Origin of the sequence: Mycobacterium sp. 1165196.3 (assembly GCF_001673415.1) — a bacterium.
In the GTDB taxonomy this organism is placed as follows: Bacteria; Actinomycetota; Actinomycetes; order Mycobacteriales; family Mycobacteriaceae; genus Mycobacterium; species Mycobacterium europaeum_A.
Window position 1 is genome coordinate 1 of record NZ_LZLU01000086.1, and the last position, 14,093, is coordinate 14,093.

At 66.9% G+C, this 14,093-nt stretch carries 10 protein-coding genes, 1 tRNA gene and 1 pseudogene; 8 read left to right on the plus strand and 4 right to left on the minus strand.

Annotation, left to right across the window (positions count from 1 at the left end; genetic code table 11):
- Positions 1-537: Ig-like domain-containing protein (locus A5659_RS08925; RefSeq protein ID WP_231997783.1), on the minus strand; the 537-nt coding region annotated here is incomplete at its 3' end.
- A 344-nt stretch (positions 538-881) separates the two neighbouring features.
- Here A5659_RS08925 and A5659_RS08930 point away from each other — a divergent pair.
- The gene (locus A5659_RS08930) at positions 882-3,491 is read left to right on the plus strand and encodes an ATP-binding cassette domain-containing protein (protein ID WP_066863388.1); all 2,610 of its coding nucleotides are present in this window, start codon (positions 882-884) and stop codon (positions 3,489-3,491) included.
- 13 nt (positions 3,492-3,504) lie between these two features.
- Here the strand turns inward: A5659_RS08930 and A5659_RS08935 are convergent, their stop codons facing one another.
- Positions 3,505-6,696: a kelch repeat-containing protein gene (locus A5659_RS08935; protein ID WP_067180469.1), complete on the minus strand. Its 3,192-nt coding sequence runs from the start codon at positions 6,694-6,696 to the stop codon at positions 3,505-3,507.
- Positions 6,697-7,130: 434 nt separating this feature from the next.
- Between A5659_RS08935 and A5659_RS08945 the strand changes: the two genes are divergently transcribed.
- The gene (locus tag A5659_RS08945; protein WP_067180486.1) at positions 7,131-7,961 is read left to right on the plus strand and encodes an LLM class F420-dependent oxidoreductase; all 831 of its coding nucleotides are present in this window, start codon (positions 7,131-7,133) and stop codon (positions 7,959-7,961) included.
- Between the two features lie 102 nt (positions 7,962-8,063).
- A complete protein-coding gene (locus tag A5659_RS08950; RefSeq protein ID WP_067180472.1) occupies positions 8,064-8,966 on the plus strand; it encodes an SAM-dependent methyltransferase in 903 nt (300 codons plus the stop codon).
- 31 nt (positions 8,967-8,997) lie between these two features.
- On the opposite strand, the gene A5659_RS08955 is transcribed toward A5659_RS08950, so the two are convergent.
- Positions 8,998-9,801 (minus strand): mycofactocin-coupled SDR family oxidoreductase, encoded by an 804-nt coding sequence (locus A5659_RS08955; RefSeq protein WP_066866682.1) that lies wholly within the window; start codon positions 9,799-9,801, stop codon positions 8,998-9,000.
- Between the two features lie 269 nt (positions 9,802-10,070).
- On the opposite strand from A5659_RS08955, the gene A5659_RS08960 reads away from it, so the two are divergent.
- Positions 10,071-10,331, plus strand: a complete 261-nt coding sequence (locus A5659_RS08960; protein WP_066866685.1) for a helix-turn-helix transcriptional regulator — start codon at positions 10,071-10,073, stop codon at positions 10,329-10,331.
- Positions 10,312-11,613: a type II toxin-antitoxin system HipA family toxin gene (locus A5659_RS08965; protein ID WP_067180474.1), complete on the plus strand. Its 1,302-nt coding sequence runs from the start codon at positions 10,312-10,314 to the stop codon at positions 11,611-11,613. The genes A5659_RS08960 and A5659_RS08965 overlap by 20 nt, the downstream gene beginning before the upstream one ends.
- Before the next feature lie 183 nt (positions 11,614-11,796).
- Here A5659_RS08965 and A5659_RS08970 read toward each other — a convergent pair.
- Positions 11,797-11,870, minus strand: a tRNA-Gly gene (locus A5659_RS08970).
- A 170-nt stretch (positions 11,871-12,040) separates the two neighbouring features.
- Here A5659_RS08970 and A5659_RS08975 point away from each other — a divergent pair.
- The 3 genes and pseudogenes from A5659_RS08975 to A5659_RS08985 all read left to right on the plus strand — a co-directional run.
- Positions 12,041-12,676 (plus strand): hypothetical protein, encoded by a 636-nt coding sequence (locus tag A5659_RS08975; RefSeq protein WP_197497954.1) that lies wholly within the window; start codon positions 12,041-12,043, stop codon positions 12,674-12,676.
- A gap of 29 nt (positions 12,677-12,705) precedes the next feature.
- Entirely contained in the window at positions 12,706-13,278 is a 573-nt protein-coding gene (gene dcd, locus A5659_RS08980; protein ID WP_066879589.1) for a dCTP deaminase, read from the plus strand.
- A gap of 131 nt (positions 13,279-13,409) precedes the next feature.
- Positions 13,410-14,093: pseudogene (locus A5659_RS08985) on the plus strand (hypothetical protein); the annotation flags it as partial.

Consider the following 14,093-nt stretch of genomic DNA (forward strand, 5'->3'; position numbering starts at 1 on the left):
CAACAAGGTTGTGCAGTGGGTGCCGGATCGATACTGGCCGGCGCACAGCACGATTCCGTTGACGGTGGGCGGCGCGGCCGCCGAGATCAAAACGGGCCCCGCCGTGATCGGCGTCGCCAGCATCTCCGAACACACCTTCACCGTCAGCATCGACGGCGCCGAGGCGGGACCGCCGACGTCGCTGCCCGCGCCGCCCACCGTCAACGGAATCGTGCTGTGCGCCGGCCAGTATCGATCCGGCACCCACTGCACAACCTTGTTGTCGAGCCATTCGAACTTGCCGGTCATCGCGGGCGTCGACTTGACGTCGACGGCGCGCTCGGCCGCCTGCCGGTCGGCCGGGTTGGTGATGGGCGCTTTGAAGCGCACCTGGATGGGGTGCGCCACGCCGACCACCTCGTCGCGGCCCGGGGAAATCGACGCGATCGCAAACCCATGCGACTCGTTGGCGGCCGCCAGGCTCACCCCGGCCGGCGTCACGACAACACTCGCCGCGGTTCCGATCACCGCAAGAACACACCGAACACCCGTCCGCATGGCTCCAATTCCTTTTAACTGACAGAGTTGTAATAGGGATGATAAATGGGCGTTGACCTGCGGAAGCGTAAGGGCGCGTTGATTTTTGGGCACGCGACGGTCACGGTTTGGGCACGGGAGGTTTAGCGTCGCGGCGCGGTGACCAGGCGCTCGGACAGCCGGCCGCAAAAGCCAGCCCGACGAGCCGTCGGCCGCGAATCGTGACCGTGTTGTGACGGCGCGGCCCGGGCACCCGGGCGCCCGTCGCGACGGCGAGGGACCCGTCCAGCAAATGCGAAGCGCGGCCGGCGACCAATATGACCAAACCGCTGGCGCTTGGTGGCGACGGGTCGAATACTGATGGGATGAGTAGGCCCGCACCGCCCGTGCTGACTGTTCAATCTGACTGGTCACGGCGCAGTTTCGCTGCGGGCCACGATCTCATCGTCGGAAGTGACCTCCGTGCCGACATGCGGGTCGCCCATCCGCGGATCGCCCGCGCGCACCTGCTGTTGCGGTTCGACCGGGGCAAATGGCTCGCGATCGACAACGGATCGCCGACCGGGATGTTCGTCAACGGGAGCCGGGTGTCCGTCGTCGACATCCGCGACGGCCAGAGCATCAACGTCGGAAGCCCCGACGGGCCGCGGTTGAGCTTCGTGATCGAACGCCCCGACCGGACCGTGGGTCAGCTGCCGCCGACGGTCGAGGGGATGCAGGCCCTGGCCCGGCCCGGTGCCATGCGGCCCCCTCGCCCGGAGCCGGCGCAGCCCGTCGGCGGCTCGGCTCCCCGCATCGCGCGCCAGCAGCCGGCCCCGCTGCGCCACGGGCCGCCGCCTCCGGCATCGCCACAGGCCAGCGGCCCGCGCCGGGCCGTCGGCTATCCGAACCAACCGCCGCCTCCCCGCGGTCCCCAACCGCCGCCCGAACGGCCCGCCGGGGTGCCGGCCAAGGGCCAACCGCTGACCGAGATCGGCGCGCAAGCCCTCGAAGCTGCGGAGTTCGACAGCACCAACCTGCGGCGCGCGGTGCAGCGGTCCCGGTCGAGGCTCGCGGCGCCACCCACCGGCGCCGCCGTGATCGGCCGCGCCGAGGACAGCGACATCGTCATCTCGGACGTCCTGGCGTCGCGCCAGCATGCCTATCTGGTGCCGGGCCCGACCGGGATGGAGATCCACGACGCCCACAGCATCAACGGCACGTTCGTCAACGGCACCCGAATCCTGTCGGCGCCGCTGACCGAGGGCGACGTCGTCACCATCGGCAACGTCGACCTGGTGTTCAACGGCGAGATCCTGCTCCGTCGCGCCCAGGCGGCCACCCGCACCGGCGGGCTGGAGGTGCGCGAGGTCGACTTCGAAATCGACAGCAAACGCCTGATCCACAAAGTCTCGCTGACCGCCAGGCCCGGCACGCTGACCGCCCTCATCGGCGGGTCCGGGGCCGGTAAAAGCACGCTGTCGCGGCTGATCGCCGGCGCCACCTGTCCCAGCTCGGGCTCAATCACCTTCGAAGGGCACGATATTCACGCCAGCTTCGCGTCGTTGCGCAGCCGGATCGGGATGGTGCCCCAGGACGACGTCGTGCACCGCCAGCTGACCGTGACCCAGGCGCTGAACTATGCCGCCGAGCTGCGCCTGCCGCCCGACACCAGCAAAGAGGACCGCGCGCAGGTGGTCGCGCAGGTGATCGAGGAACTCGGGCTGACCAAGCACGCCGACACGCGGGTGGACAAGCTGTCCGGCGGGCAGCGCAAGCGTGCCTCGGTGGCACTCGAGCTGCTCACCGGGCCGTCGCTGCTGATCCTCGACGAGCCGACCTCCGGCCTGGATCCGGCGCTCGATTTACAGGTCATGACCATGTTGCGGCAGTTGGCCGACGCCGGTCGGGTGGTGCTGGTGGTGACGCACTCGCTGAGCTATCTCGACCTGTGCGACCAGGTGTTGTTGATGGCGCCCGGCGGCAAGACGGCGTACTGCGGGCCGCCCGACGAAATCGAAGCGACCATGGGAACCACCAACTGGGCCAAGATCTTCGGCATGGTGGGGGCGGACCCCGACGAGGCCAACCGTCGGTTCCTGGCCCAGCTCAAACCGCCGCCGGCGGGACCCGAGGCGGAGAAGCCGGCCGACCTGGGCGCGCCGGCACGCTCGAGCACCCGTCGTCAGTTCGCCACGATCGCGCGCCGCCAGGTTCGGCTGATCGTCGCCGACCGCGCCTACTTCATCTTCTTGGCGCTGTTGCCGTTCGTGATGGGCGCGCTGTCGCTCACCGTTCCCGGCTCGACCGGATTCCGTGTCGCCGATCCCAGCGGCGACGGCTCCGACGAGCCGGGCTCGGTGTTGATGTTGCTCACCATGGCCGCCGTGTTCATGGGGACCGCGCTGACCATCCGCGACCTTATCGGCGAGCGCCCGATCTTTCGCCGGGAACAGGCGGTCGGCCTGTCCACCAAGGCGTATCTGCTCGCGAAGATGGCGGTGTTCTTCGTGTTCGCCGTCATTCAGTCGGCGATCGCCACGACCATCACGATCCTGGGGAAGGGGGCGCCGACGCGCCCGGCCCTGCTGCTGGGCAGTGCCACCCTCGAGCTATACGTCGCAACCGCCGCGATGTGCGTCGCCGCCGCGATGGTCGGCCTGGTCCTGTCCTCCCTGGCCCGGTCCAACGAGCAGATCATGCCGCTGCTGGTGGTGTCCCTGATGCTGCAGTTGGTGCTCTGCGGGGGCATGGTCCCGGTCACCAACCGGCTCGGCCTGGACCAGATGTCGTGGGCGGTGCCCTCGCGGTGGGGCTATGCGGCGCAGGCCTCGACGGTCGACCTGTGGGCCATCGAGCCCGGCCCGCTTGCCCCGAAAGACCGCCACTTCAAGCACACGGCCTCGACCTGGCTGTTCGACGTGGGCATGCTGGCGCTGTTGACCATCGTGTACGCGGGATTCGTGGGGTGGCGCAGTCGGCTCAAGCGCCACTGATCCGCCGTCACCGCTAGATGAAGTCCAGGGCCTCGACCGTAGCGACCGGGCCTTCGTGGGTGGGCCGGTTCGCGCCACCGATGCAGTAGACGGTGTTACCCACCGTCGCGACCGCCTCGGCGTGACGCGGGGTGGGCATCGGGGGCAGCGCGCTCCAGGTTCCGTTGGCGATGTCGTACATCTCGGCCACCCCCAACACCCGCGTCGGCTCCTCACCGCCGACCGCCAGGATCCGGCCGTCGATGAACGCGGCGCCGTAGCTGCCGCGGGGGGTCGGCATGTCGACCAATTTGGTCCAGCTGCCGGACTGGGGGTCGAACCGTTCGAACGCCGCGGAGTTCTTGTCGGCCGACAGGAATCTGCCGCCGACCGCGTAGACGTAGGTGCCGTCCGACACCGCCGCGAGATGTTCACGCGGAGTTGGCATGTCTGCCGCGTCGTGCCACGAGCTGCCGTCGAAGACCTCGGTCTGACCGACGAGTTGCTTGGCGTTCTGGCCGCCGACGGCCACGAGTTTGTCGCCGACCACCGCGGCGGCCAGCGCCGCGCGGGCGTGGGTGAGGTTCGGCAGTTCGACCCACTTGCCGGCGCGCAACGCGAACACCTTGGTGGACGCCTGGGTGAGGTCGCTGCTGGCGCCGCCGAGCACCACCACCTCGCCGTGATAGGTCGCCGCGGCGGCGTGGTGCAGCGGGATTGGCAGTGGCGGTTGCGGCTGCCAGGTGCCGGCGCGCGGGTCGTAGCTTTCGACCGTCGACAACGCCACGCCGTCGCGCAGGCCGCCGACGATCCAGATCTTGTCGTCGAGCACGGTCCACGCCGTCATCAGCCGAGGCGTCGGCGCATCGGGCAGGGAACGCCATTGCGCGGCGGGCTGGATTCGGCGCGCCGGCAGCTGCAGCGCCTCGGCCGACGAGGTGGCCTGGCCGTCGCCGACCTCGCTCGACCCGCCGATCGCGAACACGGCTTGCCCCACCGCGTCGACCGCCATGCCGTGGCGCGCAATCGCAAGATCCGGCAAGCCGGCCCACGCGTTCGTGGTCAGATCGAACACCGACACGCTCTTGAGGACCTGCCCGGCCGACTGCCCCCCGACGGCCACCAACCGCCGATCGGCGATCGCCACGCCGAGATCACCGCGTGGCTGGGGGAGGTCGGGCAACCGCGTCCAGCTTTTCGCGGCAGGGTCATACGCCTCGACGGTCGGCAGGTCGGTGGTCCCGTTGCTGCCGCCCACCGCGTACACCAGCTTGCCGTCCGACGCCGCGGCCAGCATCTGCCGCGGGGTCGGGATCGGCGTGCCGAGGGTCCAGGAGTTGCCGTCGAAGACCTCGGTGGTGTTCAGCGGGGCGCCGTTCGCGTCGACGCCGCCGGTGACGACGATGCGGTCGCCCACGACCGCGGCCGCGGCCGCCGCCCGCGGTTGCAACAGGTGGGGCAGCTCGACCCAGTGGCTGTTGACCACCCGCCAAACCTGGTCGCTGGCAACCTTTTGCGCTCCCGCGGCCCGCCAGCCGCCGAGCACGATCGGGTTGCCCCGCCACGTCACCGCCATCGCGTGCTGAACCGGAACCGGAAGATCGTCGCCGCTCTTCCAGCTGTCGATCACCGGGTCATAGCCCTCGTGGTTGGCGACGAGCGCGTGGTTACTGCCCAATCCGCCGAAGATCCAGATCGTGCCATCGGCCTGCGTGGTCGCCGCCGCCTGGCGCGCGATGCGCGCGTTGGTGATCGGCTGCCACTTCACGGTTTGGCCGCTCGGTTGACTGGCCGCGGGCTGGTGGTGTTTGTTGCCCTGGGTGAGCAGCACGTAGACGCCGCCGCCGAGCACCAGCACCGCCACCACGATCCCCAGCACGATCAGGGGCGCCGTCAGGCGATTGCCCTTCTTGCCCGACGAGCCCAGCCACTTCACCGCCCCGGCGGCCGGCCCGCGACGCGCGACGGCGGGTGGGTCGGCGTCGCTCGGCGGCGCGATCGCGTCGGTCATGCTGGTCGGTTCGGCGATCGCCTCGGTGGGTTCGGAGGTGTTGGGCCGGGCCGGAATTGGGCCTCGCCGGTCCGGGGCGCGTGGCCCGGCCCGCTGCGGCCCGGTGGAGCGCGACGGTGCGGGCGTCGCGCGGCGATCGGTGAGCGGATGGATCAGCGAGGTGCTGTCCGGGTCGGCATTTCGCGGGGCCGGTTTGGCGATGCGCGGCGGTCGCGCGGCCGGTGCCCCCGCCTTCCCGCCATGCCCGGCCGGCGAGGTCCGCGGCTTCGCCAGACCCGCCGAGCCGCCCACCGTGCGCCCCGCGCCCGCGCCGACGGCGGTGATGGCCATCGCGTCGGGCTTCAGGCCGTTGCGGCGCAGGCTCTCCTGCAGTCCGCGACCGAACTCCGCCGCCGACGCCGGCCGCTCGGCCAAGTCGACCGCCATCGCCGTCTCGATCGCCGCACACACCGCGTCGGGGATCCCGCCGGGACGCAGGTCCGGGACCCGCGTGTTGTTGATCCGCGTGTAGTGCGCGAGCAGGTCTTGGCTGCCGCGGCGCTCGTAGGCGGGGTTGCCGGCGATGAGCGAATACAGGGTGGCGCCAAGCGAATAGACGTCGCTGCCGACCGTCGCAGGATCGCCCGCCATCACCTCGGGCGCGAGGTAATCGATTGTGCCGGAGAACAATCCGGCCGCCGTCTCATATCCGCCGGCGATGTGGGCGGTCCCGAAGTCGGTCAGTTGCGGTTCGCCGTAGTCGTTGACGAGCACGTTCGCGGGCTTGATGTCGCGATGCAGCGTTCCGCTCAGGTGTGCGGTTTCCAGTGCGCCGCAGAGCTTTACGCCAATCCGCACGGCTTCCGGCCAGGCGATGGGGCCCTCGCGCTGCACCCGCAGGCCCAGCGAGCCCGCGGGGCAGTACGACATGACAATGTAGGGGCGGCCGCTCGCGGTCAGGCCGACCCGCAAAATGTTGACGATGTTCGGGTGCCCCGAGAGCCCGCCCATGGCGTAGCCCTCGCGCAGAAACCGTTCGCGGCCGACGTCGTCGATGAAGGTCGGCAGCACCTTGATCGCCACATTGCGCCCGAGCGCTGTCTCGCGACAGCAATAGACCACCCCGGCGGCGCCCCGAGCGATCTGGCGGGCGTTGTCGAACCCGGCAGCGGCTAACTCCGCCACGACCTCGCTCGCTCCCGACGCCGGGGCGCGAGCCTTGGGTTTTTCAGCCATTACCTGGCCCCAACTTCCCAGGCGATTGATCAATCGGGGTCAAGCGTAGCGAACATCGGATCGCCGTCAGTGCGGTTCCGACGACAATCCTGGCCGCTAACCCGGTTGGCTCGTGCGTTGTCGCCGCGCTTCGCCCGCGGTCTCAACGTCGATGGCGTCGGGGGCCCGGCTCTGCAGATGCTGGCCGGTCTGGTACGGAAACCGACTGACGATTGCACGCACGCAGCACCCGCTGACTGTCTGCGCCGCTACCGGTAAAGCCGCAGTCTGGTTGGCGTCCGCGGTCTCGGCGACGCTGATCACGAGGACAGCAAGGGGGTTTCTCGAGGCGTCCGGCGATTCGGCCACCCGCACAGGTTGCATTGCGGTGGCGGTCGTTTCGGAAGTCACGCGGGACGCTGCAACCCCTTGCATGACTAATGGTCGAGGATCAAATGGACTTTGGTATTTCCACGTTCGTAACCGACAACAGCATCGACACGGTGTCGCTCGCTCGCGCGATCGAAGACCGGCACTTCACTTCGCTGATGGTGGCCGAGCACACCCATATACCGGCCTGCCGGCAGTCGCCATATCCACTCGGCGGCGATTTGCCCCCCGAGTTTTACCGGACCCTCGATCCCTTCGTCACGCTGGCCGCTGCCGCGGCGACGACGTCGAGAATCGAACTGTTCACCGGTATCGCGCTGTTGGTCCAACGCGATCCGATCATCGTGGCAAAAGAGGCCGCGAGCATCGATTTGATATCGAACGGCCGGTTCGCCTTGGGCGTGGGCGCAGGCTGGAATCTCGAGGAACTGCGCGACCATGGCACCGACCCGAAGACGCGCGGTGCGCTGCTCGACGAGCGGATCGAGGCCGTCAAGGCGCTGTGGAGCGACGAACCCGCCGAATACCACGGCACGTATGTCAATTTCGACGCGTCCTACATCCGGCCCAAGCCGGTCCGGCAACCGCATCCTCCGGTCTTCATCGGCGGCAACTCCGCGGCAGCGGTGAAACGGGTGATCCGGCACAACGCGGGATGGCTAGCCGTCCCAACGCCGGTGGAGGCCTTGATCATGCGGACCAACGAGATGCGTGACGGTGCGGGCTACGACGTCCCGCTGGCGATGTTCGGCGCGCCCGTCGATCCCGACTATTGGGCCGTGGCCGACAAGCTGGGGTTCGGCCAGGTGGCGCTCCTGTTACCCACGGTGCCGACCGACGAGTCACTTCGACTGCTCGATGACTACGCCGCCAAGGTTGATCAATACCGTGGCTAGGGCTTCGATGCCGGGGAACTCGCCTGCTGCCCGAATCGCGCGCCGCTACCCAAAGCTTTCGACGCGACAAATCTTGGCAACCGAAATCCCAAAGGAGCGAACATGACCCGAACCGACGACGATAGCTGGGGTTTGAAAACCAGCGTGGGAGCCACGGCCACGATGGTGGCCGCGGCGCGGGCCGTCGCCAGCAAGAGCCCCAACCCGCTGATCAACGACCCGTTCGCCGAGGATTTGGTTCGGGCAGTCGGAATCAAGCTTTTTACCCAGATAGTCGATGGACTGGTCTCGTTTTCGGAGATCGGGGCGGGCTGGCTTCCGGCGTATTTCGGTCTTCGCAGTAGAGCCTTCGATGACTTCGCCACCCAGGCGTGCTTCCTGGGTCTTCGACAGGCGGTGATTTTGGCATCCGGATTGGACAGCCGCGCGTACCGATTGGACTGGCCGTCGGGGATATCCATCTATGAAGTGGATCAACCCGAAGTCATCGGCTGGAAGCGAGATATCCTGGCAAAGCTGGGATGCGCGCCGGCGACGCACCACCGTTGCGTGGGCGTCGATCTCCGACGTGACTGGGCGAAAGCATTGCTGCAAGCGGGGTTTGACGACTCTAAGCCGACAGCATGGATTGTGGAAGGTCTCCTGGTCGGCTATCTGCCACCCCGGGCGCACGACGAAATACTCGATGCGATCACGGGATTGAGCGCCCCGGGCAGCCGGATAGTGGCCGACCACACCGACATCCGTCGTCCCGATCTGATCAATGAATTTCTCAGCGAGTTCCATGACCAGTGGTGCCAGCGTGACTCCAGCCTCAATTTGCTAGGACTGACCTTTTCGGGGCCCCGGCAAGATCCCGCGGTGTATCTGGCGGAGCGTGGCTGGGTAACACACAACGCGAACGTGACCGACCTCTTGCGCGCCGCTGGGCGATCTCCGTCCGCGGCGGGTGAATTTCCCGCGTCTTCAGAATTCATGCTGTTTCTGAACGGGGTCCGTAACTAGACGGCCCGCCGACTGCATGCGGAGCCGATCGTCAGTGGATTCGTGCGCTGCCGCCGAGGCCGATCTCGAGCACGCTTCCGGTGATCACTCCGGGGTCGGTGACCAGGTACACCACGCCGCGGCTGACGTCCTCGGGCTGTAGCCAGGGTTGCGGTATCGGGTTGGCTTTGGTCATCCGGCGCACGAGGTCGTCGGGGACGTCGTCGCTTCCGGTGGGTTGCACCATCGGCGTCTGGGTGGTGGTGGGGCAGACCACGTTGATCGTGATGCCCTCCTTGGCGACCTCGAGGGCGGCGGACTTCGCCAGGCCGATGACGCCCCACTTGGTGGCGTTGTAGGCGGCCAGCTCGGGGATGCCCATGCGGCCGCCCATCGAGGAGGTGACGACGATCCTGCCGAACCGCTGCTGGCGCATCACCGGTATCGCGGCGCGCAGGGTGTGAAAGGCGCCGGTCAGGTTGGTGTCGATCAGCTGTTGCCACACCACGTCGCTGACGTCTTCCAGCACCCCGGTGCTGACGATTCCGGCGTTGGCCACCACGATGTCGAGGCTGCCTAGGTCGGCGACCGTCTGGGTGATCGCGGCGTTGACCGCGGCCGCGTCGCGCACGTCCAAGGTGATCGGCACGCAACGCCGGCCCAGTTCCTCGACGAGCTTGGTCGTTTCCCGTAGGTCGTCCTCGGTGCCCAGGGGATAGGTCAGGTCCGTCATCGCCTGCGGGGCATCGGCGACGACGATGTCGGCTCCTTCGGCGGCCAGGGCCAGCGCATGCGAGCGGCCCTGTCCGCGAGCTCCGCCGGTGATAAAAGCCACGCGTCCGTCCAAAGCACCCATGGCGGTAAAGCTACCAGCGGGTTACGCGCTTGCCGGCGCGCCGGGTGGCGTTATGAAACCGATTGCTGTGGGCGAGGTTTCGGCGCTATGCTGCCCGGCCGCTCGGCGTTCTTTCTCCATCGCGCATCCGCTACAGATGGAGCGTGCGTGCTATATATTTCGATCATTCGAGTCCGCGCTCGAGATGATAGAAATATTAATCATCAGGCGCTTGGGGCCCAATGATAAAAATATTGATCATCGGGGCATATCCACCGTATGATTAAAATATGCATCATCAAGTACCGTTGGTATACGACACCATCGAATTCGGCGAACACGTCCGGCGCGCGCGCCAGGACAGGGGCTTCAACCAGGATGAGCTCGCCAACCGCATCGGAGTCAATCGTATGACCATCTCCCGTCTCGAACGGGGAGAATCTGTCAGCGTCGATATAGCCCTGCGCGCGCTTTCGGAGTGCGGCATGGCGCTGGCGCTAGTGCCGAAGTTTTCCCGAATGACGACAATCGATGGCGCGCAAAGCGCTTGACGTCTGGCTGTACGGCGTCCACGTCGCACGGCTGAGCGAGCCGCGCCGCTTCCGTCTGCGTCTGGAGTTCACCGAGGAAGCGCTCGACACCTTCGGCGAGGGAAGCCGAGTCCTGTCCTTGGCATTACCCATCTCGCGAAAACCTGTCCAGGACCGGGACGGCAAGTTGCAGGTCTCGGCATTCATCGAAGGTCTTTTGCCAGAAGGCAACCTGCGTCGCCACATCGCCACCGAGGCTGGTGCGCCAGTCAACGACACGATGACGCTATTAGAACGGTTGGGCGCGGAATGTGCGGGTGCGGTCCAGATTCTTACCGAAGGAGCGCAACCCGGTGCCGGCCGGGTCCGCCGATTGACGAAGCAGGAAGTCGACACTCTGATCGCGGACCTGCCGACCTACCACCTACCTGAGGGCACCACGCCACAGGCATCGCTCGCCGGTATTCAGGACAAAGTGCTCTTGGTAGCTCTTCCCAACGGCGAATGGGGTTGGCCTGAAGCAGGTGCGGCTTCAACGCACATCATCAAACCCGAGCCGCTCGGCGGCGCCGTGAAGCTTCTCATTCAGACGGAAGATTGGGCGCTACGAGTGGCGCGCGGCGCAGGCATCGATGCCGCAGAGCCGCGAATAGAGCGCTTCGGTGGACGCACGGCCATTGTCGTGGTCCGCTATGACCGAGGCCCTGACGGCACTCGGCTGCATCAAGAAGATTTCTGTCAGGCACTAGGTCTCGATCCCGCGGCCAAATACGAGAGCACCAGCGAAGCAACAAGTTTGGGCTCGAGGCTACGACGCGTGGCACGCGCGGCCGCACCGAGGGCATTGGATCCTGACGGCTTTCGATTGGCGTTGCTGCAGGCAGTCACGTTTAACGTCGTCATTGGCAATAGTGACGCGCACTCAAAAAACTACTCAGTGATGATCGGCCGTGATGGCAGTGTGTCGCTGGCACCGATCTACGACGTCGCGCCGGTCATCTACCTGGATCCCGCATTCAAGGGCACCGGACATGTGATCAACGGGAAGACGGGTATTGACGGCATCGACGTCGATGATCTGACGGCCGAAGCGGTTTCCTGGGGCATGGGACAGCGACGAGCAAGTGCGGCGGTACGGTCATGCATGGAGCGGATATACAGCTCAGTCGAGCGCATCGCACTTCCCCCGGGAGCCGAGTCGGTCAAGGCGAACCTTGACCAGTTGTGGATCCAACGCTCTTGGGGCACAGCGTCTTTGAAATCCGGGCGCTCCGACTCGGCCTGGAGCGCCAGCAGCCCGTAGAGGTGCCGTGTTTCGGTACGCCCCCTCCGCATCCGGGGCGAGTCCGAGGTCGACAAAGTGTCGTGAGGCGCATGGGCGCTTACGCGTGCTGAGACCAACATGTCGCGCGGGGGCCGGCCGTTCAATGGATCACCGTGACGCTGACACGGCGTCGTCATCGCGCCGCATCGCCGCGGGTAAACGTGGAGCCGATGACGGGAATCGAACCCGCGTATTCAGCTTGGGAAGCTGATGTTCTGCCATTGAACTACATCGGCACTTCTCGCCAAGGAAGGCTAGCACCCGACGGGAGCCGTCGAGGTCAGGACCGCTCATCGACTACGGCGCTGCGGCCGTCGCGCGCCGTCGCACCGAAGCGGAGTTATTCCTTTCACAAATTCACATTCGCATATTTATTATTCCGTTATTGCGCCGTAATGTGCTCGGGGTGGGTCGGCACAGGTTAGCCAGGAAGCGACGTAAACCGTCGGTGGCCCTGGCTGCGGTGCTCGCCCCCGCCGCCGTGTTCTTCGCGGTGTCCTCGGACGTCACCCCAATTGCGCCGCATGTCGAGGCCAAGCCCGTTATCAGCGAACCCGCGCCGTGCTGCGCGGAAATCGTGACCGTGGCGTCCAATCGCCTCCTCACCGGCGTAGGCGATGCCGAGCCCGCCGCGGCCTCGCGGTATCACACCCGGGCCCCGCTGCTGACCGCCGACGTCGCTCCCGAACGCGGCCTGCAGGTCCGGACGATCCTGGTCGCCCGCAGCATCACCGCCGACTTTCCCCAGATCCACGAGATGGGGGGAGTGCGCCCGGATCCGTTGCCGTGGCACCCCCTGGGGCTGGCGCTCGACGTGATGATTCCCGACCCGGAATCGGCGGAGGGTATCGCGCTGGGCAACGCGATCGTCGCCTACGTGCTGCAGAACGCCAACCGCTTCGGCATCCAGGACGCGATCTGGCGCGGCGTCTACTACACGCCCGGCGGAGCGCAGCCGAGCCGGCTCGGCCACTATGACCACGTGCACGTCACGACCACCGGCGGCGGATATCCGACCGGCGGCGAGGTCTATCTCCGCTGAACGCGTCCCCCGGAGGCTAGGCTCGTCGCGTGCTGCTCTCCGATCGCGACCTCAGGGCCGAAATCAGCGCCGGGCGGTTGGGCATCGACCCGCTGGACGACGCCCTGGTGCAGCCGTCGAGCATCGATGTGCGACTTGACTGCATGTTCCGGGTGTTCAACAACACCCGCTACACCCACATCGACCCGGCCAAGCAACAGGACGAGCTGACCACCTTGGTCGAACCCGTCGCCGGCGAGCCGTTCGTCCTGCACCCCGGGGAGTTCGTGCTGGGCTCGACGCTGGAACTCATCACCCTGCCCGACGACCTCGCCGGCCGTCTGGAGGGCAAGTCGTCGCTGGGCCGCCTCGGCCTGCTCACACACTCGACGGCCGGGTTCATCGACCCCGGCTTCAGCGGTCACATCACGCTGGAGCTGTCCAACGTGGCCAACCTGCCGATCACGCTGTGGCCGGGCATGAAGATCGGTCAGCTGTGCATTCTGCGGTTGACCAGTCCCGCCGAACATCCTTACGGCAGTACGCAAGTAGGTTCGAAGTACCAGGGCCAGCGGGGACCCACCCCGTCGCGGTCCTATCAGAACTTCATAAGGACTACATAGGTTCGCAGCGGCCCTCCCGCACCCCTGCTGGGCGATACTTAGTTAGCCATTGGTTTTTCCTCCGCCTGGCCGTGGCTCATCGTGCAATACCTTTGGAGGGGTTTGTATTGGATATCGTGCTCGGGGTGTCGATGGCACCGTCATCGATCCAGATGGTCGTCCTGGAAGGCGAATACGCCGACGGCGCAACCGTAGAAGAGGACGTGTTCGACGTCGCCGACGTCGACGATGCGGCCACCGCGACCGGGCCCGACCAAGTGATCTCGGCCATCTTGGGCACCCGTGAGGGCGCGGCCGACGCCGGCATGGAACTGTCGTCGATCGGCGTGACGTGGACGGATCAACTCGAAGCCGCGGCGCTGCGCGACGCGCTGACCGCCCACCGGATCGACAACGTCATGCTGGTGTCGGCGTTTTTGGCCGCGGCGGCGTTGGCGCAAAACGTCGGCGGGGCAATGGGTTACGAGCGCACCGCCGTGCTGCTGGTGGAACCCGACACCGCGACGCTGGCGGTCGTCGAGACCTCCGACGGCTCCATCCCCGACGTCTATAAGCAACAGATCCACGCCCAGTCCTACGGCGATGCCGCCGCGCAACTCCGCGCGATGGTCGCCGGGATGGAGAAGCTGGAACTGCTGCCCGGCGGCCTGTTGCTGGTCGGCTCGGGTATCGACGTCGGGCCGCTGAAGCCGGTGTTGCAGTCGACGACCTTCCTCGACGTGAGTGTGGCCGAGGAACCGGAGACCGCGCTGGCCCGCGGGGCCGCGCTGGCGTCGGCGAACGCGCCGCTGTTTGCCTCGTCGACCGCCGCGCTG

Coding starts and splice junctions, on each gene's coding strand:
- A5659_RS08930 (WP_066863388.1), top strand. CDS start 882: ATGAGTAGGCCCGCACCGCCCGTGCTGACTGTTCAATCTGACTGGTCA.
- A5659_RS08935 (WP_067180469.1), bottom strand. CDS start 6,696: ATGGCTGAAAAACCCAAGGCTCGCGCCCCGGCGTCGGGAGCGAGCGAG.
- A5659_RS08955 (WP_066866682.1), bottom strand. CDS start 9,801: ATGGGTGCTTTGGACGGACGCGTGGCTTTTATCACCGGCGGAGCTCGC.
- A5659_RS08950 (WP_067180472.1), top strand. CDS start 8,064: ATGACCCGAACCGACGACGATAGCTGGGGTTTGAAAACCAGCGTGGGA.
- A5659_RS08960 (WP_066866685.1), top strand. CDS start 10,071: ATGCATCATCAAGTACCGTTGGTATACGACACCATCGAATTCGGCGAA.
- A5659_RS08965 (WP_067180474.1), top strand. CDS start 10,312: ATGGCGCGCAAAGCGCTTGACGTCTGGCTGTACGGCGTCCACGTCGCA.
- A5659_RS08945 (WP_067180486.1), top strand. CDS start 7,131: ATGGACTTTGGTATTTCCACGTTCGTAACCGACAACAGCATCGACACG.